Source organism: Pantoea sp. Cy-640 (genome assembly GCF_011752635.1).
Lineage (GTDB): Bacteria > Pseudomonadota > Gammaproteobacteria > Enterobacterales > Enterobacteriaceae > Pantoea > Pantoea dispersa.
Map to the genome: position 1 here is coordinate 290,370 of NZ_VWXB01000005.1, position 26,694 is coordinate 317,063.

The 26,694-nt window shown below is 55.9% G+C and carries 23 protein-coding genes and 7 tRNA genes; 5 read left to right on the forward strand and 25 right to left on the reverse strand.

Going from position 1 to position 26,694, the window contains the following annotated elements; genetic code table 11:
• Positions 1–233: 233 nt before the first annotated feature.
• The 9 genes from F3J36_RS15115 to miaB form a co-directional block, all read right to left on the reverse strand.
• Positions 234–959, reverse strand: coding sequence for an amino acid ABC transporter ATP-binding protein (locus tag F3J36_RS15115; protein ID WP_166719964.1), 726 nt, complete (start codon positions 957–959; stop codon positions 234–236).
• Positions 960–1,637 (reverse strand): glutamate/aspartate ABC transporter permease GltK, encoded by a 678-nt coding sequence (gene gltK / locus F3J36_RS15120; protein ID WP_152391251.1) that lies wholly within the window; start codon positions 1,635–1,637, stop codon positions 960–962.
• Positions 1,637–2,377, reverse strand: coding sequence for an amino acid ABC transporter permease (locus F3J36_RS15125; RefSeq protein ID WP_021508574.1), 741 nt, complete (start codon positions 2,375–2,377; stop codon positions 1,637–1,639). The genes gltK and F3J36_RS15125 overlap by 1 nt, the downstream gene beginning before the upstream one ends.
• 161 nt (positions 2,378–2,538) lie before the next feature.
• A complete protein-coding gene (locus tag F3J36_RS15130) occupies positions 2,539–3,432 on the reverse strand; it encodes a glutamate/aspartate ABC transporter substrate-binding protein (RefSeq protein ID WP_021508573.1) in 894 nt (297 codons plus the stop codon).
• Positions 3,433–3,870: 438 nt separating this feature from the next.
• A complete protein-coding gene (lnt, locus tag F3J36_RS15135; protein ID WP_166719965.1) occupies positions 3,871–5,397 on the reverse strand; it encodes an apolipoprotein N-acyltransferase in 1,527 nt (508 codons plus the stop codon).
• A gap of 4 nt (positions 5,398–5,401) precedes the next feature.
• The gene (gene corC, locus F3J36_RS15140) at positions 5,402–6,283 is read right to left on the reverse strand and encodes a CNNM family magnesium/cobalt transport protein CorC (RefSeq protein ID WP_021508571.1); all 882 of its coding nucleotides are present in this window, start codon (positions 6,281–6,283) and stop codon (positions 5,402–5,404) included.
• 82 nt (positions 6,284–6,365) lie between these two features.
• Entirely contained in the window at positions 6,366–6,839 is a 474-nt protein-coding gene (ybeY, locus tag F3J36_RS15145; protein ID WP_166719966.1) for an rRNA maturation RNase YbeY, read from the reverse strand.
• Positions 6,836–7,909, reverse strand: a complete 1,074-nt coding sequence (locus tag F3J36_RS15150) for a PhoH family protein (RefSeq protein ID WP_058769440.1) — start codon at positions 7,907–7,909, stop codon at positions 6,836–6,838. The genes ybeY and F3J36_RS15150 overlap by 4 nt, the downstream gene beginning before the upstream one ends.
• Positions 7,910–8,114: 205 nt before the next feature.
• A complete protein-coding gene (gene miaB / locus F3J36_RS15155; protein ID WP_021508568.1) occupies positions 8,115–9,539 on the reverse strand; it encodes a tRNA (N6-isopentenyl adenosine(37)-C2)-methylthiotransferase MiaB in 1,425 nt (474 codons plus the stop codon).
• A gap of 596 nt (positions 9,540–10,135) precedes the next feature.
• On the opposite strand from miaB, the gene ubiF reads away from it, so the two are divergent.
• Positions 10,136–11,308, forward strand: coding sequence for a 3-demethoxyubiquinol 3-hydroxylase (gene ubiF / locus F3J36_RS15160; protein WP_166719967.1), 1,173 nt, complete (start codon positions 10,136–10,138; stop codon positions 11,306–11,308).
• A 106-nt stretch (positions 11,309–11,414) separates the two neighbouring features.
• On the opposite strand, the gene F3J36_RS15165 is transcribed toward ubiF, so the two are convergent.
• The 12 genes from F3J36_RS15165 to nagB form a co-directional block, all read right to left on the reverse strand.
• Positions 11,415–11,489 (reverse strand) — tRNA-Gln (locus F3J36_RS15165).
• A gap of 28 nt (positions 11,490–11,517) precedes the next feature.
• Positions 11,518–11,592: transfer RNA gene (locus tag F3J36_RS15170), tRNA-Gln, on the reverse strand.
• Between the two features lie 7 nt (positions 11,593–11,599).
• Positions 11,600–11,676 (reverse strand) — tRNA-Met (locus tag F3J36_RS15175).
• 29 nt (positions 11,677–11,705) lie between these two features.
• A tRNA-Gln gene (locus F3J36_RS15180) sits at positions 11,706–11,780 on the reverse strand.
• A gap of 34 nt (positions 11,781–11,814) precedes the next feature.
• Positions 11,815–11,889, reverse strand: a tRNA-Gln gene (locus F3J36_RS15185).
• A 21-nt stretch (positions 11,890–11,910) separates the two neighbouring features.
• Positions 11,911–11,995: transfer RNA gene (locus F3J36_RS15190), tRNA-Leu, on the reverse strand.
• Between the two features lie 7 nt (positions 11,996–12,002).
• Positions 12,003–12,079 (reverse strand) — tRNA-Met (locus tag F3J36_RS15195).
• 216 nt (positions 12,080–12,295) lie between these two features.
• Positions 12,296–13,963, reverse strand: a complete 1,668-nt coding sequence (gene asnB / locus F3J36_RS15200) for an asparagine synthase B (RefSeq protein WP_058757891.1) — start codon at positions 13,961–13,963, stop codon at positions 12,296–12,298.
• Positions 13,964–14,302: 339 nt separating this feature from the next.
• The gene (locus F3J36_RS15205) at positions 14,303–15,055 is read right to left on the reverse strand and encodes an HAD-IIA family hydrolase (RefSeq protein ID WP_021508565.1); all 753 of its coding nucleotides are present in this window, start codon (positions 15,053–15,055) and stop codon (positions 14,303–14,305) included.
• A 41-nt stretch (positions 15,056–15,096) separates the two neighbouring features.
• Positions 15,097–16,317: an N-acetylglucosamine repressor gene (locus F3J36_RS15210; RefSeq protein ID WP_021508564.1), complete on the reverse strand. Its 1,221-nt coding sequence runs from the start codon at positions 16,315–16,317 to the stop codon at positions 15,097–15,099.
• A 7-nt stretch (positions 16,318–16,324) separates the two neighbouring features.
• Positions 16,325–17,473 (reverse strand): N-acetylglucosamine-6-phosphate deacetylase, encoded by a 1,149-nt coding sequence (gene nagA / locus F3J36_RS15215; RefSeq protein ID WP_058758042.1) that lies wholly within the window; start codon positions 17,471–17,473, stop codon positions 16,325–16,327.
• A 58-nt stretch (positions 17,474–17,531) separates the two neighbouring features.
• Positions 17,532–18,332 carry a glucosamine-6-phosphate deaminase gene (nagB, locus tag F3J36_RS15220; protein ID WP_166719968.1) on the reverse strand — a complete coding sequence of 267 codons (801 nt, stop codon included), beginning with the start codon at positions 18,330–18,332 and terminating at the stop codon, positions 17,532–17,534.
• 343 nt (positions 18,333–18,675) lie between these two features.
• On the opposite strand from nagB, the gene nagE reads away from it, so the two are divergent.
• From nagE to F3J36_RS15235, 3 genes are all read left to right on the forward strand, one after another.
• Positions 18,676–20,709, forward strand: coding sequence for an N-acetylglucosamine-specific PTS transporter subunit IIBC (nagE, locus tag F3J36_RS15225; RefSeq protein ID WP_058758041.1), 2,034 nt, complete (start codon positions 18,676–18,678; stop codon positions 20,707–20,709).
• A gap of 151 nt (positions 20,710–20,860) precedes the next feature.
• Positions 20,861–22,528 (forward strand): glutamine--tRNA ligase, encoded by a 1,668-nt coding sequence (gene glnS / locus F3J36_RS15230; RefSeq protein WP_058757889.1) that lies wholly within the window; start codon positions 20,861–20,863, stop codon positions 22,526–22,528.
• A 236-nt stretch (positions 22,529–22,764) separates the two neighbouring features.
• Positions 22,765–23,160: a hypothetical protein gene (locus tag F3J36_RS15235; protein ID WP_021508559.1), complete on the forward strand. Its 396-nt coding sequence runs from the start codon at positions 22,765–22,767 to the stop codon at positions 23,158–23,160.
• A gap of 61 nt (positions 23,161–23,221) precedes the next feature.
• On the opposite strand, the gene fur is transcribed toward F3J36_RS15235, so the two are convergent.
• The 4 genes from fur to ybfF all read right to left on the reverse strand — a co-directional run bounded on the left by fur (position 23,222) and on the right by ybfF (position 25,901).
• The gene (fur, locus tag F3J36_RS15240) at positions 23,222–23,671 is read right to left on the reverse strand and encodes a ferric iron uptake transcriptional regulator (protein WP_021508558.1); all 450 of its coding nucleotides are present in this window, start codon (positions 23,669–23,671) and stop codon (positions 23,222–23,224) included.
• A 352-nt stretch (positions 23,672–24,023) separates the two neighbouring features.
• Positions 24,024–24,554 (reverse strand): flavodoxin FldA, encoded by a 531-nt coding sequence (gene fldA / locus F3J36_RS15245; RefSeq protein ID WP_021508557.1) that lies wholly within the window; start codon positions 24,552–24,554, stop codon positions 24,024–24,026.
• 137 nt (positions 24,555–24,691) lie between these two features.
• Positions 24,692–24,967, reverse strand: a complete 276-nt coding sequence (ybfE, locus tag F3J36_RS15250; protein WP_010616122.1) for a LexA regulated protein — start codon at positions 24,965–24,967, stop codon at positions 24,692–24,694.
• A gap of 169 nt (positions 24,968–25,136) precedes the next feature.
• The gene (gene ybfF, locus F3J36_RS15255) at positions 25,137–25,901 is read right to left on the reverse strand and encodes an esterase (RefSeq protein WP_021508556.1); all 765 of its coding nucleotides are present in this window, start codon (positions 25,899–25,901) and stop codon (positions 25,137–25,139) included.
• Positions 25,902–26,149: 248 nt separating this feature from the next.
• Here ybfF and seqA point away from each other — a divergent pair, with 248 nt between their 5' ends.
• Positions 26,150–26,689: a replication initiation negative regulator SeqA gene (seqA, locus tag F3J36_RS15260; protein ID WP_010616121.1), complete on the forward strand. Its 540-nt coding sequence runs from the start codon at positions 26,150–26,152 to the stop codon at positions 26,687–26,689.
• The last annotated feature ends 5 nt before the right edge of the window (positions 26,690–26,694 follow it).

Below are 26,694 nucleotides of genomic sequence, written 5' to 3' on the forward strand. Positions count from 1 at the left end.
TCACCGCGATGATGAAGCTTAATAGTGCGCAAGGCATAGCGACTTGCGGCAGCCTCCGCGCCAGGGAAGGCGCGGCGGCAGGCTCCAGGAGGATTCTGCCGGTGCGGCAAGACGCTATGCCTTGCGCAGTCGCGTACCGCATCACAGCAGCAATATATCGATTTTGGTGAAGTGCAGGAGGGGCAAGATAAGCCCTGACGCTGGCGGTCCGTGGACCGCCAGCATTGTGAGTATTAGTGCAGGATTTTCGCCAGGAAGTCTTTGGCACGGTCGGACTGCGGATTGCTGAAGAAGTCATCCTTGTTGGTGTCTTCAACGATCTTCCCTTCATCCATAAAGATGACGCGATTCGCCACTTTGCGTGCAAAGCCCATCTCGTGCGTCACCACCATCATCGTCATGCCCTCGTTGGCTAACTCCACCATGACGTCCAGCACTTCGTTGATCATCTCCGGATCCAGCGCGGAAGTCGGTTCATCGAACAGCATGGCGATAGGATCCATGCACAGCGCACGGGCGATGGCGACGCGCTGCTGCTGACCGCCAGACAGCTGACCAGGGAATTTCTCCGCATGCGCCGCCAGACCCACGCGCTTCAGCAGGGCAAGGCCCTTATCGCGCGCGGCAGTTTTGTCGCGCTTCAGCACTTTCACCTGTGCCAGCACCAGGTTATCAATGATGCTGAGATGCGGGAATAGTTCGAAGTGCTGGAACACCATGCCCACTTTGCTGCGCAGTTGGGCGAGATTGGTTTTTTTGTTGTTCACCTCGGTACCGTTCACCTGAATGTTGCCCTGCTGCACAGGCTCCAGCCCGTTCACCGTTTTAATCAGCGTCGATTTACCCGAGCCGGACGGTCCGCAGACCACCACTACTTCACCTTTCTTCACTTCGGTGGAGCAGTCGGTCAGCACCTGAAAGTGCCCATACCACTTAGAAACATTTTTCAGGCTAATCATTTAAACCGTCCTTTTTCTTTTCAGATAACTGACCAACAGCGAAGCGCTCAGGCTGATCACGAAGTAGACCAGACCGGCAAACAGAACCATTTCTACCTGGGTACCGTCACGTTCACCGATGGTGGACGCGGTGCGGAAGAAGTCCGCCAGGCTTAACACATACACCAGCGAGGTGTCCTGGAACAGCACGATGCCCTGCGTCAGCAGCAGCGGCACCATGGCGCGGAACGCCTGCGGCAGGATGATCAGCTTCATCGACTGCCACTGCGTCATACCCAGCGCCAGCGCCGCGTTGGACTGGCCGCGCGAGATGCTCTGGATACCGGCGCGGATAATCTCCGAGTAGTAAGCGGCTTCAAACAGCGCAAACGCCACCATGGCGGAGATCAGGCGGATATCGGTTTTTGGCGACAGCCCAAGCACCTGCTGCAGGAAGCTGGGAACCACCAGATAGAACCACAGCAGCACCATCACCAGCGGCACCGAGCGGAACAGGTTCACGTACAGTTTGGCGAACCAGCGGACCGGGGCGAACGCGGACAAGCGCATCACCGCCAGAATGGTGCCCCAGATAATGCCAAACACTACCGCCACTGCCGTGATTTTCAGCGTAATGATCATGCCGTTAAGCAGATAGGGCAGGCTGGGCGGAATCGAACTCCAGTCAAAATCGTACATTATTTGCCTCCCAGGTTGCCGGGCAGGCGGATTTTGCGTTCTACCAGACTCATAATCAGCATGATCACCAGGTTAATACCGACGTAGGCCAGGGTGATAGCGGTGAAAGATTCATAGGCATGCGCCGAGTAATCCAGCAGCTTGCCCGCCTGCGCCGCCAGGTCGACCAGACCGATGGTAGAGGCGATGGCGGAGTTCTTCACCAGGTTAAGCATTTCCGAGGTCATCGGCGGCACAATCACGCGGTAGGCGTTAGGCAGCAGCACGTAGCGGTAGGTCTGCGGCAGCGTCAGGCCCATCGCCAGACCGGCGTTTTTCTGGCCGCGCGGCAGCGACTGAATCGCGGCGCGCACCTGCTCACACACGCGTGCGGCGGTGAACAGACCGAGACAAATGGTTGAAGAGAGGAAAAACTGGATGTTCGGGTCCAGTTCAGCCTTAAACCACATGCCGAGCTTCTCCCCGACCAGTTCTGGCGCCACCAGATACCAGAAGAAGAACTGCACGATCAGCGGGATATTACGAAACAGCTCCACGTAGCAGGTGCCAATCGTGGACAGCCAGCGATTAGGCACGGTACGCAGAATGCCAAAGAAGGAACCTACCAGGAAGGCGATAATCCAGGCGCAGCAGGAGACCGCGACGGTCACCTGAAATCCGGACCACAGCCAGCCGAGGTAAGTCGTATTGCCGAACGGAGCCTGCTGTAAAAAGATGCCCCAGTTCCAATCGATACCCATAACGAGCTCCGGTAAAAAAAGGGTAGCGAGGCTACCCATAAGATTGTTGAGCGGTGTCTTGTGTCCTGCTTCAGGGGAACGGCCTGTTACAGTCTGTCTGTCCGCACCGCGTGTTCAGCAATCGAGAGGGCAGCGGTGCCGCCCTTGTTTTCATTGTTAATTCAGAGTGCTTTGTCGTTCGGTGCTTTAAACAGCGCCTGCATGTCAGAAGACAGCTCGAAGTTCAGGTTCAGGTTCTTCGGCGGAATTGGCTGTTTGAACCAGGTATCGAACCATTTGGTGGCTTCACCCGATGTCTGCGCTTTGGCGATGGTGTCATCCATCAGCTGTTTAAACGGCGCATCGTCTTTACGCAGCATGCAGCCGTAGGCTTCTTTGGACTGCGGCGTGCCAGTGATTTCCCAGTTATCCGGTTTCTTCGCCTTGGCACGTTCACCGGCCAGCAGCGCGTCATCCATCATGAAGGCCACTGCGCGACCGGTTTCCAGCGTGCGGAACGAGTCACCGTGATCTTTCGCGCTGATGATGCGCATATCCATTTTCTTCTCGTCATTCAGCTTGCGCAGCAGAATCTCAGAGGTGGTGCCCGAGGTGACGACCACGGTTTTGCCTTTCAGATCGGCGAAATCTTTAATGTCGCCACCTTTTTTCACCAGCAGACGCGTACCGATGATGAAGATGGTGTCAGAGAACGCCGCCTGCTGCTGACGTTCTACGTTATTGGTGGTCGAGCCACACTCGAAATCGTAGGTGCCGTTCTGCAGCAGCGGAATACGGTTTTGTGAGGTGATCGGCAGCATTTTGACCTGCAGATCCGGCTTATTCAGTTTCGCTTTGATGGCGGCAACAATGGCGTTGGAGTAGTCCTGCGAATAGCCCACCACTTTCTGCTGGTTGTCGTAGTAAGAAAAGGGAACGGATGACTCACGGTGCCCCACGACAATCACGCCACTATCATTAATTTTTTTCAGGGTGCCGGTGAGATCTTCCGCCTGGGCCGCGCCCGCTGCTGCGCCCAACAGCAGAAGCGATAATGCCACTTTGCGAATCTGCATGTTCCTACTCCTTCGTGTGAATGTTGCGCAGAACATAAACTGCGCAGATTGTGATGTTGTGTGTATTTCCTGCTGCTTTTTTAATTATCCCTTAGCGCAACTGCGCGCAGGATAGTGATTAACATAGCGAATTGTTAACGTAATGAAACAAAAAAGTTTGTTTTTTGCGAGCCGCTCCGCACCAATAAGAGGCAAAAAACAGCCTCTGCGCCAATTAAGTGCGCTTCGGTGCCAGATAATAGTGCGCAAACGTGGCATTACGCTGACAAATCACCGATGTTGCTAAAACCACTGAAATAATTAGCAATGATCGTGCCAGTACGCGGAGAGCGGGCAAAAAGGCAGCAGAAAGTGGCGGTGACTAAGGATAAAGGGAGCGGAAAACTGCGCAGAAAAAAGGCGAAGCCTGCGCTTCGCCTGGTGAGAGGGGGCGGGATATCAGGCGCGGCGGCGTAAAATCGCCAGCACGATGCCTGCCAGCGTCAGCAGCCATACCGGCCAGATACCGACGCGTGCATATGGCGTTTCCCCGCTGGCAGGCGTGACTGTAGCGCTCAGCACGTCGCGGGTGAACTGCGGGATGATGTTCTCCACGTCTCCCTGCGCATTCACCACTGCGGTAACACCGTTGTTCGTTGAGCGCAGCAGCGGGCGACCCAGCTCCAGCGCACGCATGCGTGCCATCTGGAAATGCTGCCACGGACCAATCGAATGACCGAACCAGGCATCGTTCGACACCGTCAGCAGGAAGTTGGTGTCCGGACGGAAGTTGGCGCGCACCTGTTCGCCCAGCACGATCTCATAGCAAATGGCGCTGGTGAGATTGTAGCCCGCCACTTTCAGCTGCGGCTGCAGGTAGGCGCCACGGCTGAATGAGGACATCGGCAGGTCGAAGAACGGAGCCAGCGGACGCAGCAGACCTTCCAGCGGCACAAACTCGCCAAACGGCACCAGATGGTTTTTCTGGTAGCGGTTGCGGCTCTGATAGCTGTAAGGCTGCGCGCCGCCCAGCACAATTACCGAGTTGTAATCGTGATAGCGGTTATCGCTCTCCACGCGCGAATCAACAATGCCGGTGATCAGCGTGCTGCCGCGCGCGCGCAGTTCGTCATCCAGCGCATGCAGAAACGGCTGCTGATTACTCTCCAGATCGGTAATCGCCGACTCCGGCCAGATGATGATTGGCGCTTTGCCGATAAACGGCTTGCTGTATGCGGTATAGACGCGCAGCGTGGTCAGCAGCTGCTGCGGATCCCACTTCATTGACTGCGGAATATTGCCCTGCACCATCGCTACATTGACGCTGCGCTGCGGCAGCGGCTGATACCACTGCAGCATTCGCAGTGGCCACGGCAGCAGCAGCAGCGCGACGGCGATAATCAGGTTTTTCACGCTGCGGTGGTAGCAGGCCGAGGCCAGCAGACCGGCAATCACCATTAGCAGGAAGGTGATGGTTTCCACGCCAGCCAGCGGCGCCAGGCCTTTCAGCGGCCCATCGATTTGGCTGTAGCCAAACTGCAGCCACGGAAAGCCGGTCAGCACCCAGCCGCGCAGAAACTCGGTGACCTGCCACAGCGCCGGTGCCGCCAGCGCCATGCGCCACAGCGTGGCCCGTGGCCAGAAGCGGTTCAGCAGCAGGGCAAACAGCAGCGGGTAAAGCGCCAGATAGGCGGCGAGCAGCACCACGAGGAACACATTGACCGGGCCGGGCATGCCGCCAAACGTCGCAATGCTGACGTACACCCAGTTGATGCCGCTACCGAACAGGCCAAAGCCCCAGGCAAAACCGATGCCTGCCGCCTGCGCGCTGCGGCGATCCAGCAACAGCAGCTGCAAACCAGCCAGAGAGAGCAGGGCGGCGGGCCAGAAATCATATGGGGAAAAGGAAAGGGTGCCCGCGGCACCCAGAATTAACGCCAGCAGCAGGCGAACCCGCTGCTGCGAGTAGAGAGAGGCTAATGCCATAAAATTATTCGTCTTCCAGTTGCGGTTGCGGAGAGTCTTCCGGAATTTTCACATGCACCTGGATGATACGGCGGCTGTCAGCCATCGCAACTTTGAATTGGTAACCCTCAATGTCGATGCTTTCACCGCGCGCCGGCAGATGGCCGAATCCCTGCATCACCAGACCGCCAATGGTATCGACTTCGTCATCACTGAAATCGCTACCAAATACCTCATTGAAATCCTCAATTGGCGTCAGCGCACGCACCGTATAGGTGTGGCGGTTGAGCTGGCGGATATCGCGATCTTCTTCGTCGTCATATTCGTCTTCAATTTCGCCGACGATCAGCTCCAGGATATCTTCGATGGTCACCAGTCCGGAGACACCACCGAACTCATCAATGACGATCGCCATATGATAGCGCTGCGAGCGGAACTCTTTGAGCATGCGATCGACGCGCTTGCTCTCAGGCACCACCACGACCGGGCGCAGCACTTTTTCCATGCTGAATGGCTCGGCGCTGCTGCTCATAAACGGCAGCAGATCTTTCGCCATCAGAATGCCTTCAACATGGTCTTTATCTTCGCTGATCACCGGGAAGCGCGAGTGGGCAGATTCAATAATCACTGCCAGGCACTCTTCAAGGCTCTGGTTGCGCTTCAGGGTAATCATCTGCGAGCGCGGGATCATAATGTCGCGCACGCGCTGTTCGGCAATATCCAGCACCCCTTCCAGCATGTCGCGGGTGTCCTGGTCGATCAGCTCTTTTTGCTCAGAATCGCGGATCAGTCCCAGCAGTTCGTCACGGTTTTTGGGTTCGCCGTGGAAAAGCTGATTGATTAACAGGGAGAAAAAACCCTTTTTACTACTGGGTGCGTCGTTGTTTTGAGAATGGTCGTCGCTCATGGCGTTTTTATTTAGTTCTCTCGAATGAGGGAAAGGAACTGCCGGCATCCTCGCCAGCAGCGCAATGTCCTGAACCGGCGGTTCAGGCGTCTTCTTTTTCCGAAATGTACGGATCGGGATAGCCAAGAGCAAGCATTATCTCGGTCTCGAGCGCTTCCATCTCTTCAGCTTCCTCGTCTTCAATATGGTCATAACCCAGCAGATGCAGCGTGCCGTGAACCACCATGTGTGCCCAGTGCGCTTCAGGGCTTTTGCCCTGCTCGGCCGCTTCCTGCTCAACAACCTGACGACAAATAATCAGGTCGCCCAGCAGCGGCAGCTCAATGCCCGGCGGTGCTTCAAACGGGAACGACAGCACGTTAGTCGGCTTATCTTTGCCGCGATAAGTCAGATTAAGCTCATGACTCTCCGCTTCATCGACCAGCCGTATCGTGACTTCGCTCTCAGGCTGAAACGGCGTGACCGCCGCCTCCAGCCAGCGCTGAAACGCCGCTTCTGCGGGCAGGCCGTATTCATCGGCACACGCCAGCTGCAAATCTAAAATCACCGTGCTCATGAAGGCTCCTGCGGCGTCGGCTGGCTGGCAGGTTGAGCCGCCTGTGCTTCACGCTTACGCTCTTCCGCCAGTTTATCACGGCGTTTCTGGTCCGCTTCTTCCCAGGCTTCATAAGCATTAACAATGCGTGCGACCACCGGATGACGCACCACGTCTTCGCTGTGGAAAAAGTTGAAGCTGATCTCTTCCACATTGGCCAGCACTTCGATGGCGTGGCGCAGACCGGATTTGGTGCTGCGCGGCAGGTCAATCTGCGTCACGTCACCGGTAATCACCGCTTTGGAGTTGAAGCCGATACGCGTCAGGAACATCTTCATCTGTTCGATGGTGGTGTTCTGGCTCTCATCAAGAATCACGAACGCGTCATTCAGCGTACGGCCACGCATGTAGGCCAGCGGCGCGACTTCAATCACGTTGCGCTCCATCAGCTTCTCGACGCGCTCGAAGCCCAGCATTTCAAACAGGGCGTCATACAGCGGACGCAGGTAAGGATCGACTTTCTGACTGAGATCGCCGGGCAGGAAGCCGAGCTTTTCGCCGGCTTCGACCGCCGGACGCGTCAGCAGAATACGGCGAATCTCCTGCCGCTCCAGCGCATCCACCGCGGCGGCGACCGCCAGATAGGTTTTCCCGGTCCCGGCCGGCCCAATGCCGAACGTGATGTCGTGATCGAGAATATTGGCGATGTACTGCGCCTGGTTTGGCGTACGCGGTTTAATCACGCCGCGCTTGGTCTTGATGTTTACCGCTTTACCGTACTCCGGCACGCTGTCGGCCGTCTGCTCCAGCACGCGACTCTCTTTGATCGCCAGATGGATCTGATCCGGTTCAATGTCCGGGATCTGGCCGCGCACCGGCGCGGTATCAACGTACAGCGAACGCAGAATATTGGCGGCCGCCTCGACACTCAGCGCGCGGCCGACCAGCTTAAACAGGTTGTCGCGGCGATTGATCTCAATGCCCAGACGGCGCTCCAGCTGTTTTACGTTGTCATCAAACGGACCGCACAGGCTCATCAGTCGACGATTGTCTGCCGGTTCAAGGGCGATTTCACGAGTTTCGATATTCAAATGAATCCTTTGGGTCACTCAGGGCCAGTTGAAAGAAATAGCAGATACCGCACGCCAGGCGTCAGCATCTTTACGGAATTATTTATGGGGTCGCGCCCGGGCGCAAGCTTCAGGGAAGATATTTGGGCGGCAGCTGCGGAAAGCAAGGGCTGCGGGATGAAACAGGCGACAGCGCGTTGTGCGCTGTCGCTCAGTAATCGCGGTCTCAAGGTTGATACAGGCCCACGCCGATCTCATCCTCTTTACGCGTACGCGCAATCACCGATGCCGGACTCTCCGCGACGCGCAGGCCCATCTCCTCTTCGGTGCGAACCACGACGCCACGCAGCGAATTGGTATAAACATCGACGATTTCGACATCAACAAATTTACCGATCATGCGCACGTCGCCTTCAAAGTTGACCACGCGGTTGTTTTCGGTACGGCCGGTCAGCTCCATCACATTCTTACGTGAGGTGCCCTCCACCAGAATACGCTGAACGGTACCAAGCATGCGGCGGCTCCATGCCATCGCCTGCTGATTGATGCGATCCTGCAAAATGTACAGACGCTGCTTCTTCTCCTCTTCCGGCACGTCGTCCGGCAGATCGGCCGCTGGCGTACCCGGACGCGCCGAGTAGATAAAGCTGAAGCTGGTGTCGAAATTAACTTCGCCGATCAGCTTCATGGTCTGCTCGAAATCCTGCTGGGTTTCGCCCGGGAAGCCAATGATGAAATCTGAACTGATCTGGATATCCGGGCGCGCGGCCACCAGCTTGCGGATAATCGCTTTGTACTCCAGTGCAGTGTGCGCTCGCTTCATCAGCGTCAGAATACGATCGGCACCGCTCTGCACTGGCAGGTGCAGGAAGCTCACCAGCTCCGGCGTATCACGATAAACGTCGATGATGTCGTCGGTGAACTCAATCGGATGGCTGGTGGTGAAACGAATCCGGTCAATTCCGTCAATCGCGGCCACCAGACGCAGCAGCTCGGCAAAGGTACAAATCTGGTCGTCAAAGGTTGCGCCGCGATAGGCGTTGACGTTCTGCCCCAGCAGATTCACTTCACGCACGCCCTGTGCCGCCAGCTGGGCAACTTCCAGCAGGATGTCATCGCAGGGACGGCTCACTTCCTCGCCGCGCGTATAAGGCACCACGCAGAAAGTGCAATACTTATTGCAGCCTTCCATGATCGAGACAAAAGCCGTAGGCCCTTCAGCACGCGGCTCCGGCAGGCGATCAAACTTTTCGATTTCCGGGAACGAAACGTCAACAATCGGGCTTTTGCTGCCGCGCACCTGATTAATCATCTCCGGCAGACGATGCAGCGTCTGCGGGCCAAAAACGATGTCCACGCACTGCGCGCGCTGGCGAATTTTATCGCCCTCCTGCGAAGCCACACAGCCGCCCACGCCAATAATCAGCTCAGGATTCTTCGCCTTCAGCTTCTTCCAGCGTCCCAGCAAGTGAAACACTTTTTCCTGCGCCTTCTCACGGATGGAGCAGGTATTCAGCAGCAGAACGTCTGCGTCTTCGGCTTCCTCCGTCAGGGTATAGCCGTGCGTGCTGTTCAGTAGGTCAGCCATCTTCGATGAATCATATTCGTTCATCTGACAGCCCCAGGTTTTGATATGCAGTTTTTTGGTCATTGAACTAGCCATTGATTCTGAGCAGAGAAGTGCAGGGCGCGTATTGTAATGCTTTGGCGCGGGTGTGACCAGCATGCCCGTCATACTTCGCACGCCAGGTGCGTTGGCTGCGCGCGGCTCCCCCGGTCACTTACTGATGTAAGCTCCCGGGATGATCCTTGCTTGCCGCCTTCCCGGCGCACGAATTATTTAGGGCATGATGCCCGGTTATATTTCGCACGCCAGGTGCGTTGGCTACGCGCGGCTCCCCCGATCACTTACTGATGTAAGCTCCCGGGGAGATCCTTGCTTGCCGCCTTCCTGGCGCACGAATTATTTAGGGCATGATGCCCGGTTATACTTCGCACGCCAGGTGCGTTGGCTGCGCGCGGCTCCCCCGGTCACTTACTGATGTAAGCTCCCGGGGAGATCCTTGCTTGCCGCCTTCCCGGCGCACGAATTATTGAGGGCATGATGCCCGGTTATATTTCACACGGCTGAGCCGTCTGAAGCACAAGGTTAGCAGGGCTTTTCTGCTGGTGCGGTAAATTTCCGGTACACTTTGCCACATAGAGTGCTGCCGCAAGGCGTCACGGCAATCAGAAGGATAAGAGTCAATGCAGGATTCACAGTTTGATGTGGTGGTGGTGGGCGGCGGCATGGTCGGTGCCGCGCTGGCCTGTGGTCTGGCGCAGCAGCAGTTTCGCGTGGCGGTGATTGAGCGTGCCGAACCGGCCGCGTTTGACGCCAGCCTGGCGCCGGATATACGTATCTCCGCCATTGGTGCGTCATCGGTGGCGCTGCTGCGCCAGCTCAATGTCTGGCCGCGTGTCCAGGCGATGCGCAGCGCGCCCTACCGCAAGCTGGAAACCTGGGAGTGGCAAAGCGCACACGTCACCTTTGACGCCGCTGCACTGGGCATTCCCGAGCTGGGCTATATGGTGGAAAACAGCGTGCTGCAGCGCGCGCTGTGGGAGCAGATGCAGCAGGATGGCGTAACGCTGCTGTGTCCGGCCTCACTGCAGACGCTGCAGGCGCACAGCGGCGGCTGGCAGCTGCAGCTGGATGACGGGAGCACGCTGGATAGCCAGCTGGTGGTGGGGGCCGATGGTGCTCATTCGCGCGTGCGACAGCTGGCGGGTATCGGCGTGCGCGGCTGGAACTATGCGCAATCCTGCATGCTAATCAGCGTTGAGTGTGAACACGAGGCCGGCGATGTCACCTGGCAGCAATTTACGCCGGATGGACCGCGCGCGTTTCTGCCGCTGTTCGATCGTCACGCTTCGCTGGTGTGGTACGACGCGCCGGCACGGATCCGTCAGCTGCAAAATCTGCCGCTCAGCCAGCTGGCCAAAGAAGTACAGGCCAACTTCCCGGCGCGTGTCGGCCGCTTCGAGGTGAAGAACGCGGCGTCGTTTCCGCTGGTGCGCCGCCATGCCACGCGCTATGTGCTGCCGGGCCTGGCGCTGGTCGGTGATGCTGCACACACCATCAATCCGCTGGCCGGGCAGGGGGTTAATCTCGGCTACCGCGATGTGGATGCGCTGATTGATACGCTGGTGGATGCGCGCAGCCAGGCGCAGCGCTGGGCATCGCTGCCGGTATTGCAGCGTTATCACCGCCAGCGCTACAAAGATAACTTGCTGATGCAGGGCGGTATGGATCTGTTCTACTTCGCCTTTAGCAACGCGCTGCCGCCGCTGCGTGTGGTGCGTAACCTTGGACTGATTGCGGCAGAGAATGCTGGCGTGCTCAAGCGTCAGGTGCTGCGTTACGCGCTGGGGTTGTAAACACACCGGGCGCCGCAATTGTGGCGGCGTCATTTGTTGTATAAGGCGTGAAATTCAGGAACGACAAAAACAACAAAGCCCGCAAAAGCGGGCCTGTTGTGCAATTTGGCTGGGGTGCAGGGATTCGAACCCCGGAATGCCGGAATCAGAATCCGGTGCCTTACCGCTTGGCGACACCCCAATAGGTGTTTGGTCAAATTGTCTTTGTATGGCTGGGGTGCAGGGATTCGAACCCCGGAATGGTGGAATCAGAATCCACTGCCTTACCGCTTGGCGACACCCCAATTTGTTTGGTGGCTACGACGGGAATCGAACCTGTGACCCCATCATTATGAGTGATGTGCTCTAACCGACTGAGCTACGTAGCCAGATTGTACTGCTTTACTGCACCCGATGATGGCTGGGATACCTGGATTCGAACCAGGGAATGCCGGTATCAAAAACCGGTGCCTTACCGCTTGGCGATATCCCATTCGTCGACTCGTATCCACGAGAGTGCATCGGATTGGCTGGGGTACCTGGATTCGAACCAGGGAATGCCGGTATCAAAAACCGGTGCCTTACCGCTTGGCGATACCCCATCCGGCTGCCGAAGACTGAAATGGTGCGGGAGGCGAGACTTGAACTCGCACACCTTGCGGCGCCAGAACCTAAATCTGGTGCGTCTACCAATTTCGCCACTCCCGCAAAAAGATGGTGGCTACGACGGGAATCGAACCTGTGACCCCATCATTATGAGTGATGTGCTCTAACCAACTGAGCTACGTAGCCATCTTTTTTCGCGTTACCTTCATCGGCGTTGCGGGGCGCATTATGCGTATTGAGCTTTGTAGCGTCAACAAATTTTTTGCCGTTTTTTGCCTTAACGCGCCTGTTTGTCTGGCTTGTAACCAGGCTGATGATTTATTCGGCAATTTTCGATCGTATCCGCGTCAGATGCAAGAAAAAGGGGCCACAATGGGCCCCTTATACGCACAAAGAAAATGCTTATTTGTACGCTGACTGATGCACGCCTACCGCACGTCCTGACGGATCGTCCATCGATTTAAATGCTTCATCCCACTCAATGGCTTTCGCCGACGAACAGGCCACGGATGGACCGCCCGGCACGCACTCTGCCGCGCTTGGCAGTGGGAACAGCTCCTCAAAGATCTCGCGGTACAGATACGCTTCTTTCGAGGTTGGCGTGTTGTGCGGGAAGCGGAAATGTGCGGTCGCCAGCTGCTGCTCGCTAATCTGCTTCGCCGCCACTTCTTTCAGCGTGTCAATCCAGCTGTAGCCTACGCCATCAGAGAACTGCTCTTTCTGACGCCATGCCACGCTCTCCGGCAGGTAAGAGGAGAAACACTCACGCAGAATGTGTTTTTCCATTTTGCCGTTGCTGCCGCACATTTTGTCTTCCGGGTTGATGCGCATCGCGACATCAAGGAATTTCTTATCAAGGAACGGCACACGTGCTTCCACGCCCCACGCCGACATCGCTTTGTTAGCGCGCGCGCAGTCAAACATGTGCAGCGCCAGCAGCTTACGCACGTTTTCTTCGTGGAACTCCTGGGCGTTCGGTGCCTTGTGGAAGTAGAGGTAACCGCCAAACACTTCATCCGCACCTTCACCGGACAGCACCATTTTGATGCCCATCGCTTTGATTTTACGCGACATCAGATACATCGGTGTCGACGCGCGAATGGTGGTCACATCGTAGGTTTCGATGTGGTAAATCACATCGCGGATCGCATCCAGACCTTCCTGCACGGTGAAGTGAATTTCATGGTGCACGGTACCGAGGTGATCGGCCACCGCCTGCGCCGCTTTCAGATCCGGCGATCCTTCCAGACCGACGGCAAAGGAGTGCAGCTGCGGCCACCATGCATCGCTCTTGTCCTGATCTTCCACGCGTTTGGCGGCATAGCGCTTGGTCACCGCAGAGATGATGGAAGAGTCGAGGCCGCCGGACAGCAGCACGCCGTACGGTACGTCTGACATCAGGTGGCTCTTCACTGACTCTTCCAGCGCGTGCTTCAGGCCAGCGGCATCGGTGGTGTTTTGCGCCACGGCGGCAAAATCCATCCAGTCACGCTGCCAGTAACGACGGATTTCGCCATCGGTGCTGGAGAGGTAGCTTCCCGGCGGGAACTCTTTGATGCTGCGGCACACCGGCACCAGCGCTTTCATTTCAGAAGCAACATACAGGTTGCCGTGCTCATCGTTGCCCATATAGAGGGGAATAATACCGATGTGATCGCGGCCAATCAGATACTGCTGTTTGACGCTGTCCCACAGAATGAAGGCGAACATGCCCTGCAGATCGTCGAGGAAGTCGAGGCCTTTTTCCTGATACAGCGCGAGGATGACTTCGCAGTCTGAACCGGTCTGGAACGCGTAACGATCGCTCAGTTCCGCGCGCAGCGCCTGGTGGTTATAAATTTCGCCGTTAACAGCCAGTACGTGGGTGTGATCCGCGTTGTACAGCGGCTGGGCGCCGTTGTTCACGTCAACGATGGACAGGCGCTCGTGCACCAGAATGGCTTTCTCATCAGCGAAGACACCTGACCAGTCCGGGCCGCGGTGACGCATCAGACGCGAACATTCCAGCGCTTTCTTGCGCAGTTCAACAGGATCGGTCTTCAGATCCAGCACACCAAAAATCGAACACATAACTGACTCCTGATCTCACCCTGTGGCGATGTTATTGACTTGTTTGTCCGGCAGCCTGCGCTGCGTGATGTATAAGAAAATGCGCTAATTGATGGTGGTAACGCAAGCGAAATCACCAAATACTGATAAAAAGATTGTTGGTGTGAAGTAATGTTGTATTTTATTCAAAAAATTAGCGATTAAATTAGATGGTGTCTAATGAATTGTCAGAAGTGATGGTTTTGTGCGCAGCCGATGAGATCGCGTCAGCGGCTGAATCACAGCGGTGTGCCAGACAGATAAAAAAGCCCTGCACACCGTAACGGCGAGCAGGGCCATAAGCAGACAGCATGACGCTAATCAGAACAGGTCGATATCAGCCACGGAAGGGTAGATCCAGTCCGGACGGAACGGCATGGCGTCGATATCGCTCAGCGTAGAGACGCCGGACAGCACCAGAATGGTTTCCAGACCGGCCTGGAAGCCAGCCAGAATATCGGTGCGCAGGTTATCGCCCACAATCACCGTCTCTTCTGAATGCGCATGCATTTTATTCAGTGCGGCGCGCATGATGTAAGGGCTGGGCTTACCGACATAAAACGGTTTGCGGCCGGAAATGGTTTCGATACCGGCACAGAGCGCGCCACAGGCCGGCACAAAGCCGCGTGCGTGGGTATCAGGATTGGTCGCGATAAAACGCGCACCGTTAGCTACAAAGAAAGCGGCTTTATGCATCATTTCCCAGTTAAACGATCGCGTCTCGCCGACGATGACGAAATCCGGGTTGACGTCAGTGATGGTAAAACCGGCTTTATACAGTTCATGAATCAGCGCGCCTTCACCAATCACGTAGGCTTTTTTGCCCTCCTGACGACGCAGGAAATCCGCGGTGGCCATGGCGGAGGTGTAGAACACCGAATCCGGGATGTCGACGCCGGCGTTGGCAAAGCGGTTGGCCAGATCCTGCGCGGTTTGTGACGGATAGTTGGTTAGTACCACTAGCGGCATCTCTTTTTCCAGAATGCGCTGCAGGAATTCGTTTGCGCCTTTCACGGCGGTATTGTCGTGCATCAACACGCCGTCGATGTCACAGATTACGCTTTTGATGGTCATAGGTGGCTTCCGGTCGGGCCTGCCAGCCGGCAGGCTTTCTATTATTCTTCCAGCAGGTGCTGCAGCAGAATGCCATTCAGCATAGCGCGTTTTGCCAGCGCGAAAGCGCCAATTGCCGAACGATGGTCAAGCTCTGACCGCACCACGGGCAGATTTTTGCGAAACGCGTTCAACGCCTGGGTGTTAATGCAGCCCTCAATCGCCGGGAACAGCACTTTGTCGGCATCGGTAATTTCGCCGGCCAGCACCACTTTTTGCGGGTTAAACAGGTTAATGGCGATAGCGATCGCTTTGCCGAGATAGCGGCCAACGTATTCGATCACTTCGCAGGCCAGCGCGTCGCCCTGATTGGCGGCGCGGCAGATTTGCGGCATCTGGCAATCATCCAGCGTCAGGCTGCTGGGATAACCCTGATTGAGCAGGTGGCGCACACGGTTCTCAATCGCGCCGTTGGCGGCGATGGTTTCGAGGCAGCCAAAGTTGCCACAGTGGCAGCGTTCGCCGAGCGGATCGACCTGAATGTGGCCAATCTCACCTACGTTGCCATTGCTGCCGAGAAAAATGTGGCCGTTAGCGATGATGCCGGCGCCGGTTCCGCGGTGTAAACGCACCAGAATGGAGTCTGCACAGTCGCGGCTTGCACCGAAATAGTGCTCAGCCAGCGCCAGGCTGCGGATATCGTGCCCGACAAAACTGGTGACGTTGAAGCGTTTTTTCAGGCTCGCCACCAGCGGCCAGTGGCTGACGGCAATGTGCGGCATGTAGCGAATGATGCCGTTAATCGGGTCGACCAGCCCCGGCAGGATCACCGCGATAGCGATCAGCTCATGAATTTTACGCTGGTGCGCGCTCATAAAGGCACTGATGGCGTTGAACAGCGCGTTCTCCAGCGTCTCCTGGGTGCGCTCCGGCAACGGATAATCTTCCTGCGCCAGCGATTTTCCGCTGAGATCGAACAGCGTCAGCGTGGCATCGTTGCGCCCCAGGCGCACGCCGATGGTATGAAAATGGCGGGTTTCGGTGATGATGGAGATGGCGCGGCGCCCACCGGTGGAGGCCTGTTGCTCCACCTCTTTGATGAGGCCGCGTTCGATAAGCTGACGGGTAATTTTGGTGACGCTGGCGGGCGCAAGCTGGCTGAGTTCGGCAATCTGAATACGCGAAATCGGCCCCTGTTGATCAATCAGCCGGTAAACAGCTGCACTGTTAAGTTGTTTGACAAGATCGACATTTCCTATTTGAGTCTGGCCGCCAGTGGTCATTCAGTACTTACTCGCTGAGGACGTTGTCTCCGTTGACGAACGTCTTAGTGATTTGATAATCGCGGGTAAAGACAGTGAGGTTGGCGACTTTTCCTGCTTCCACCGTACCAAACTGCTTTTCCACACCCATTGCCCTTGCCGGATACAGGGTCGCCATGCGCAGCGCTTCGTCCAGCGCGATACCACAATGTTCCACGCTATTCTGCACCGCTTCAATCATCGTCAGCGCAGATCCGCTCAGGGTACCGTTCTCATCTACGCACAGGCCGTCGCGATAGTATATTGTTTTACCTGCAAAAATGAATTGATCAATCGACGCACCGGCCGGCGCGGTGGCATCGGTCACCAGCACCAGTTTGTCGCCTTTGATTCGTTTTGCATTGCGCACGTTAGCGTAATTGACATGTAAACCGTCTGCAATAATGCCGCAGTATACATCAGGCGAATCAAACAGCGCACCGATAAGACCTGGCTCACGACCGCTAAAGGCGCTCATGGCGTTATACAGGTGGGTGGCAAAAGTGACGCCCGCGCTGATGCCCGCTTTGGCTTCGGCATAGGTGGCATTAGAGTGACCAGACGACACAATAATTCCGGCGTCACGCAGCTGGCGAATCACCGCGCTGCCCGCATTTTCCGGTGCCAGCGTAACTTTGGTGATGACGTCAGCGTTGGCGCATAGGAAATCCACCAGCTCCGCATCCGGCAAACGAATCAGCTGCGGATTGTGGGTGCCTTTCTTCTCTTTATTCAGCCACGGACCTTCCAGATGCAGGCCCAGCGCCTGATTCTGATGCTTCGCCAGGTAAGCACGCATGGTTTCAATCGCGCGCTTCATCAGTTCATCACTGCTGGTAATCAGCGTCGGTAAATAGCTGGTGCAGCCGGATTTTTCATTGGCACGCTGCATGATCTCCAGCGTTTCCACGCTCAGGGCATTGATGTCATCGTTGAACTGCACGCCGCCGCAGCCGTTGAGCTGCAGGTCGATAAATCCGGGAGCGATGAACGCACCAGCCACATCTTGTTGTGGAATTGCGGCGTCCAGCGCATCGCGCGGGCAGACACGCTCAATCAGGCCATTGGCAATCACCACGGCGTGATTGTCCAGAACTTCATGACCGGTAAAAATCCGGCCGTTAACTAATGCGTACATCATCTCTTCTCCCGGCTGAACCTGCTGCGCTTAACAGCAGGCTTTCTACAACGTGTTGTTACACACCCTTCATATTTTCCGCTTCCATTTCGCGGAAATATTTCACGGTTTTCACTTTCAGTTCCATGGTGGCTGGCTCATCACACACCACCACCGCTTTCGGGTGCAGCTGCAGGCAGCTGATGGTCCACATGTGGTTGACGTTACCTTCTACCGCCGCCTGCAGCGCCTGGGCTTTGACGTGGCCGGTCACCAGAATCATCACTTCTTCCGCATCCAGCAGCGTGCCGACGCCCACGGTCAGGGCATATTTAGGCACCTGATCAACATCGCCGTCGAAGAAACGCGAGTTCGCCACACGGGTGTCGTGCGTCAGGGTTTTAATGCGGGTGCGGGAAGAGAGCGAAGAAGCCGGCTCGTTGAACGCAATGTGGCCATCGTTGCCGACACCGCCCATAAACAGGTGGATTTTACCCAGTGCGCGGATCTTCTCTTCGTATTGGCGACATTCTGCGTCAATATCTTCGGTATTGCCATTCAGAAGATTGATATTTTCTGGTTGAATATCAACGTGATCGAAAAAGTTACGGTACATAAAGCTGTGATAGCTTTCCGGATGCTCTTTCGGCAGACCGACATACTCATCCATATTGAAGGTGATCACGTGTTTGAAACTAACCTGGCCCGCTTTATGCATCTCGATCAGGTGCTTGTAGGCTTCCAGCGGCGTACCGCCGGTTGGCAGTCCCAGCACAAAGGGACGGTCTGCGCTGGGTTTAAAGGCATTGATGCGATTAACGATATGGCGTGCAGCCCATTTACCCACCTGGGTCGGTGTGGCCAAAGGGATCAGTCTCATGTCTTCACCTCAGTTAAGATTGGAAAGTTAGGGTCGCGTTTACTGCTGCAGCTGGCTGCTTATAGGGTAACCCGTTTGCGCGCTCGCGGCGTTGGAAAAGTGCGACCTGATATTTTTCATCATAAAATAAGTTTGTGGTGGTGGCTAGCATTTCGCAGTGAAAAACGTCCATTTTGGTGATTAAAGTCACAGTTGCACTGGTTTTAATTTGCGAGGCGAATTAATTTATCTTTACACTGCGCCTCGTGGTGAAGTGTGTCATCAAGGTACCGGGTGCCGGGATAATAAAATCAACCCGCATCACGGCAAAACGCCAGTCTCATAGGGGGAGAATAAGGTGAGTATTTTAGGATATCTGCAAAAGGTCGGCCGCGCGCTTATGGTGCCGGTAGCGACCCTGCCGGCAGCGGCAATCCTGATGGGGGTAGGTTACTGGATCGATCCGGACAGCTGGGGCGCAGGCAATGCGCTGGCAGCACTGCTGATCAAATCGGGTTCTGCCATCATCGACAATATGTCCGTGCTGTTCGCCATCGGTGTGGCTTACGGCATGTCAAAAGATAAAGACGGTGCAGCGGCATTAACCGGCTTTGTAGGTTTCCTCGTGGTTACTACCCTGTGTTCACCCGCCGCGGTGGCCATGATTCAGAAAATGCCGGTGGAGCAGGTGCCTGCCGCCTTCGGTAAAATCAACAACCAGTTTGTCGGCATTCTGGTGGGCATTCTCTCGGCGGAAGTTTATAACCGCTTCAGCCACGTTGAGCTGCCTAAGGCGCTGTCGTTCTTCAGCGGTCGCCGTCTGGTGCCGATCCTGGTCTCCTTCCTGATGATTGTGGTCGCCTTTATCCTGATGTACGTCTGGCCGATCATTTTCGGCGGTCTGGTGAGCTTTGGTGAGCACATTCAGAAACTGGGCTCGGTCGGTGCGGGCGTGTACGCCTTCTTTAACCGTCTGCTGATTCCGGTTGGCCTGCACCACGCGCTGAACTCGGTGTTCTGGTTCGACGTGGCAGGCATCAACGACATTCCGAAATTCCTGGGCGGCGCGCAGTCTATCGCCAACGGTACCGGCATCCCGGGTATCACCGGTCGCTATCAGGCGGGCTTCTTCCCGATCATGATGTTCGGTCTGCCGGGTGCGGCGCTGGCAATCTATCATTGCTCACGTCCGGAAAACCGCGCTAAAGTCGGTGGTATCATGCTGGCAGCGGCATTCGCCGCCTTCTTCACCGGCATCACCGAGCCACTGGAATTCTCCTTCATGTTCGTGGCACCGGTGCTGTATGTCATCCACGCCGTGCTGACCGGTATTTCGGTCTTCATCGCTGCCAGCATGCACTGGATTGCCGGTTTCGGTTTCAGTGCCGGTCTGGTGGACATGGTGCTGTCGACGCGTAACCCGCTGGCTGTGCACTGGTGGATGCTGATCCCGCAGGGTCTGGTGTTCTTCGTCATCTACTATGTGGTGTTCCGCTTCACCATTCAGAAATTCAACCTGCTGACGCCGGGCCGCGAGCTGGCTGCCGGTGATGAGACAGATGGCTACGACGTCAACGTTGATCACAGCAGCAACGGTGAGAGCGAAACCGAATCTCTGGCACGTCGCTACATCGGCGCGGTGGGCGGTTCTGACAACCTGACCAACATCGACGCCTGCATCACCCGTCTGCGTCTGAATGTGAAAGACTCGGCGCAGGTGAATGAAAGCGTGGCCAAACGCCTCGGTGCTTCTGGTGTGATCCGCCTTAACAAGCAGAGCGTGCAGATCATTGTTGGTACGCAGGCCGAAAGCATTGCGACCGCGATGAAAACCGTACTGAGCAAAGGTCCGGTAGCCGGCGCAGCGGCACCTGCTGCGGCAACCACCGCCGCGCCTGCGGCTGCTCAGCCCCAGGCCGTGCGCAACAGCGAGAAAAAGGTGATTGCAACGCTGCTGGCACCGGTCAGTGGCGAAGTGGTAGCGCTGGAAAACGTGCCGGATGAAGCTTTCGCCAGCAAAGCGGTAGGCGATGGCCTGGCGATCAAACCGAGCGATAAAACTGTCGTCGCGCCGGTGGCGGGTACCGTGGTGAAAATCTTCAACACCAACCATGCATTCTGCCTTGAAGCCGAAAATGGCGTCGAGATTGTCGTGCACATGGGTCTCGATACCGTCGCGCTGGAAGGTAAAGGGTTTACCCGTCTGGTGGAAGAGGGCGCAACCGTCACAGCGGGTCAGCCGATCCTCGAAATGGATCTGGACTTCCTCAACGCCAATGCGCGTTCGATGATCAGCCCGGTGGTGGTCAGCAACAGCGATGATTTCGCTGGTCTGAATCTGCTGGCAGGCGGTACCGTGGTGGCAGGCGTTACGCCGCTGTATGAAGTCAAAAATTAACAGGTTTTGATCGTCACTGAAGGCAGGAAGCAATTCCTGCCTTTTTTGTTTTAAAACGACCAACAAACGGTTGTTTCCCTTCAGCGCTTTGTGGATCATACTCCGTTACTTCGTGGTACAAATCACCCGCTATTGTTTTGAGGATTTTGAGATGAGTGAGGCTGAAGCCCGCCCAACGAACTTTATTCGTCAGATCATCGACGAAGATTTGGCGAGCGGTAAGCACAACAGTGTGCATACCCGTTTCCCGCCTGAGCCCAATGGTTACCTGCATATTGGCCATGCAAAATCGATCTGCCTGAACTTTGGTATCGCACAAGATTATCAGGGGCAGTGCAACCTGCGTTTCGACGACACCAATCCGGTCAAAGAGGATATGGAGTTCGTTGAATCGATCAAGAATGATGTGCAATGGCTGGGCTTTGAGTGGAGCGGCAACATTCGTTACTCCTCTGACTACTTTGACCAACTATTCAACTACGCGGTTGAGCTGATCAACAAAGGTCTGGCCTACGTTGACGAGCTGTCGCCAGAGCAGATCCGTGAATACCGCGGCACGCTAACCGCGCCGGGCAAAAACAGCCCGTATCGCGATCGCAGCGTGGAAGAGAACCTGGCGCTGTTCCAGAAGATGCGTGATGGCGGCTTCGAAGAGGGCAAAGCCTGTCTGCGTGCCAAAATCGACATGGCATCCAGCTTTATTGTGATGCGCGATCCGGTGTTGTACCGCATTAAATTTGCCGAACACCACCAGACTGGCAACAAGTGGTGCATCTATCCGATGTACGACTTTACCCACTGCATCTCCGATGCGCTGGAAGGCATCACCCATTCCCTGTGTACGCTGGAGTTCCAGGATAACCGTCGTCTCTACGACTGGGTGCTGGATAACATCACCATTCCGGTGCATCCGCGTCAGTATGAGTTCTCGCGCCTGAATCTGGAATATGCGGTGATGTCGAAGCGTAAGCTGACGCAGCTGGTGAGCGAGAAGATTGTTGAAGGCTGGGACGATCCGCGCATGCTGACCGTATCCGGTCTGCGCCGTCGTGGCTATAGCGCGGCGTCAATCCGCGAATTCTGCCGCCGTATCGGTGTGACCAAGCAGGACAACATTGTTGAGATGGCGTCGCTGGAGTCGTGCATTCGTGACGACCTCAACGAGAACGCGCCGCGCGCCATGGCGGTGCTGGATCCGCTGAAAGTGGTGATCGAGAACCTGCCGGCCGGGCATGAAGAAATCATCAGCATGCCGAACCACCCGAACAAACCGGAGATGGGCACGCGTGAGGTGCCGTTCAGCCGTGAGGTGTGGATCGATCGTGCCGACTTCCGTGAAGAGGCCAACAAGCAGTACAAACGTCTGGTGCTGGGTAAAGAAGTTCGTCTGCGTAACGCTTACGTCATTCGTGCCGAGCGCGTGGCGAAAGATGAAGCCGGCAACATCACCTGCATCTACGCTACCTGCGATGTCGACACCCTGAGCAAAGATCCGGCCGATGGCCGCAAGGTGAAAGGCGTTATCCATTGGGTGTCGGCGATTCACGCGCTGCCTGCCGAATTCCGCCTGTACGATCGTCTGTTCAGCGTGCCAAATCCGGGAGCGGCCGAGGATTTCCTCACCACCATTAACCCGAACTCGCTGGAGATCAAACAGGGCTTCGTTGAGCCGGGTCTGCGTGCCGCCAGCGCGCTGGCGCCGTATCAGTTTGAGCGCGAAGGTTACTTCTGCGCTGACAGCGTGTACTCGCAGCCGTCGAAACTGGTGTTCAACCGCACTGTGGGTCTGCGTGATACCTGGGCAAAAATCGGCGAATAATTTTACTGCTTGATAGCACGATATGATCAGCAAAGGGCGAGCAATCGCCTTTTTTTATTGCCCGTTATCTGCAAACGGGAATCGATTATGCTGAACCAGACAAAAAACAGTAATTACCCGCGATTACGACTAATCTGACTTTAATAAAATTAACTAATTTACCCGTGTGAAATCGTTATTTTCAGGTAGGCTATGCGCTCTTAAATGTTGCTGTGCGGGTTAGCGAAGGAAGAAAAATGACAAGTCTCGCTCTGGAAGCCAAACATAGCGTGGTGGTTTTACATCAGCTTATCGAACGTATTTTTAATCAGGCCGAAGGCAGCGATGACAGTATGGATCTGCTGCTGTCGCACTTTCATCCCGACTTCAAAATGGTGACGCCGCAAGGCAAACAGCTCGATCTCAATGACACTGAAACCCTGTTTCGCAAACTGCACGGGCAGCGGGAAGGGATGCGAATCGCCACCAGTGAGCATGCCATCATTTCCCAGCAGCAGCAGGAAGTGACCATTCAGTATCACGAACTGCAAATGCTTAACGGCAACAACCAGACCCGCATTTCGCTGGCGGTGCTGGACTGCAGCACGCCGGTTCCGCGCTGGCGCTATTTGCAGGAAACGCTGGTCGCCTGAACGCAGCCATAAAAAAACCGGTGCCTGGCACCGGTTTTTTTATACTGCATAGCATATTCAATTACTGATCGTGGAGCGTCTCGTCTTCGCGGCAGTCTCCCAGCGCACAGTGGCCGTACAGATACAGGCTGTGGTTGCTGAGTTTAATACCGTGGCGTGTCGCAATCTCACGCTGACGCGTTTCGATAGATTCATCGCTGAACTCGATCACTTTGCCGCAGTCGAGGCAAATCAGGTGATCGTGGTGATGCTGCTGGGTCAGTTCGAACACGGATTTCCCGCCTTCGAAGTTATGACGCGTCACGATGCCGGCGTCGTCAAACTGGTTCAGAACACGGTATACCGTCGCCAGACCAATCTCTTCGCCCATGTCGATCAGGCGTTTGTACAAATCTTCCGCACTGACATGATGGGACTCGGGTCCGGGTCCCTGAAGCACTTCCAGAATCTTCAGTCTGGGCAGCGTGACTTTCAGGCCAGCCTTTTTCAATGCGGAGTTGTTGTCAGTCATGCGGATATTGTCCTGTTACTTTGCTAGTCACTTACGGCGCAAAGGCCTTGAATGTGTGGTCAACGCGCATTCTCATTTGCGTCTCATTATAGAGCTCAGCCTGCGAAATGAAAACCGGCTGCGGCGGACAATTCCCCGGATGCTGTAAGGAGAAATGTCGTGAACCTCAGCGGGATCGTGCAGATCGATGTTCCTTTTCGCGCAGTCTCAGTCTGATGCCCGAGGAATAAGCAGATGACCGTTGCGGGTATTCTACAGAATTGAGGGAAAAAGTTAAAAAACCGTAGCTATTATTTTTATAGGTAATTCCATTGCCCGATGTGAGCCAGCGCCCACATCGGACAGGAAAGCATCAGGCTTCGATAATCGCCTGCAGCTGCAGCTCATCAAAGATCTGCTTAACCCATTTGTCGACGCGCTCGTTAGTCAGTTCAGGCTGACGATCTTCATCGATGGCGAGGCCGAGGAAGTGTTTGTCGTCTGCCAGTCCTTTAGAGGCTTCGAAGTGGTAACCTTCGGTTGGCCAGTGGCCCACAATCACTGCGCCGTTTGGCTCAATGATGTCGCGAATGGTGCCCATCGCGTCACAGAAGTACTCGGCGTAATCTTCCTGATCGCCGCAGCCAAACAGCGCTACCAGCTTACCGTTGAAATCAATCTCTTCCAGCGTCGGGAAGAAGTCATCCCAGTCGCACTGGGCTTCACCGTAGTACCAGGTCGGAATACCCAGCAGCAGAATATCGAATGCTTCGAGATCTTCTTTGGTGCTCTTAGCAATGTCATGCACTTCGGCGACATCTTTACCCAGTTGTTTCTGGATCATTTTTGCAATGTTTTCAGTGTTGCCGGTATCGCTGCCGAAGAAAATGCCTACGATTGCCATGGAGTGAGTAACCTCTTAAATCCTGATTGTGAAAGTAAGTCAGAAGACGACACAGTTATGCGAATGATAGCAGACCGGCGAAAAGCGCGGAATGTGTAAAGCGCCGAGTTTGTGTTCCAGCGTGCGGTCTGCGCACGTTACGCCAGTTTGAGCTGCGCCAGCAGCATTTGTTCAATCAGTTCACTGCGGCTGATGTTCTGCTGCTCGGCCAGCGTATTAAGCGCGTCGACCGCTTCGCTGGACATTTTCAGCTCAACGCGGCGCAGGCCGCGCACCCGGTCGCGCTTCAGCTGGTTGCGCTTATTAATGCGCAGCTGCTCATCACGCGACAGCGGACTGGTTTTAGGGCGACCGGGACGCCGCTCGTCTGCGAAGAGGTCGAGCGTGGTACGATCTGTCTGTTCTTTTGCCATGGTTTGTGAAACTGCGTGGGCGCGAACGGCGGAAAGGCGCTGCGCGATTTAAACATTTATCGGCCCGACCGCGGCGAAAAAAGCATCCGCGGCAAATTTTTAGCGCGACATCATACTCCAGCGCCCGGCGCGACGCCAACCCTAAACCGCCCGTAGCAATCTTTTGCTTTTACAGGTTAAAAAAGCGGCGCACCGCGCGCAGTACGGCATCGGGTTTTTCGGCATGCACCCAGTGGCCGGCACCGCTGATAATGTGCGCCTGCGCCTGCGGGAACTGGCGCAGCAGCGCATCACGGTGCTGATTGTCCAGATAGGGTGAATCACCGCCGCGAATAAACAGCGCCGGATGAGGCCACGCGGGCACCTCCTGCCAGCCGGAGAGCACCGGATAATTGTCCCATAACACCGGCACGTTAAAGCGCCATTCGCCTTCATGGAAGGATTTCAGAATGAACTGAATCACGCCTTCTTCGCGCACGTGCTCACGCATCACGTCGGCCGCAGCGCTGCGGCGCGTGACACCAGCTGCGCTGACCGCACGGATCGCCGCGAAGATCTCATCGTGGCGTCGCGTCTGGTAATCCACCGGCGCGATATCAATCAGCACCATTTTGCCAATCCGTTCGGGCGCAACGGCGCTCAGCGCCATGGCAATTTTGCCGCCCATTGAGTGGCCGATAACATCGACCCGTTCGATGTGGTGCGCATCCAGCGTGTCAACCATATCCTGCGCCAGCGCAGCGTAGTGCATCTCTTCGCTGCGCGGTGACAGGCCGTGGTTACGGACATCCACCTGCAGCGTGGGCCGTGCATCGCGCACGCCGCGCGCCAGTACGCCGAGGTTATCCAGGCTACCAAACAGGCCATGAATTAACAGAATGGGCTGGGCATCAGGGGCAGATTGTTCAGTTTGCAGACGGGCGTTCAAAATCATGGCTAAAGTTCTTTCGGTTGAGACCTGGGCTTAGGGTATCATGGATTCACCTGTCCCGGCGCCAGGCGGTCAGGCATTAGGGCATATTCCGACTTTTGCCCGTAAACGATGCCAGCGCTACCGGCTGTCGCGGATTTAACTTTATAATCCTTATGTTAGAGCCCGCTCACATTTTGCACGACCGGATTTTGTTAAGGCCTTTGCAAAGTAGCGTGGTTCTGCCATTTGCCAGAATCGCACGGAAAAAGATGAAAACGATTGAAGTTGACGAAGAACTCTACCGTTATATTGCCAGCCACACGCAGCACATTGGTGAAAGCGCCTCGGACATTTTGCGCCGTATGCTGAAATTCACTGCCGGCCAGAGCGCATCCGCTGCGCCAGCGGCGAATGCGGCGGTAAAAGAAGCACCGGCTGCACGCAGCGAAGCGCGACCTCAGGATCGCGTGCGCGCCGTACGCGAGCTGCTGCTGTCTGACGAGTATGCGGAGCAGAAGAAGGCGGTTAATCGCTTCATGCTGATCCTGTCAACGCTTTATCGTCTTGATCCGGCAGCCTTTGCTGATGCCACTGCCTCGCTGCAGGGCCGCACCCGCGTTTACTTTGCGGGCGACGAGCACACGCTGCTGCAAAATGGCACCCATACTAAGCCGAAGCACGTGCCCGGCACGCCGTACTGGGTGATCACCAATACCAATACAGGTCGTAAATGCAGCATGGTGGAACACATCATGCTTGCCATGCAGTTCCCGCAGGAACTGGCAGAGAAAGTTTGCGGCACCATTTAAACCGA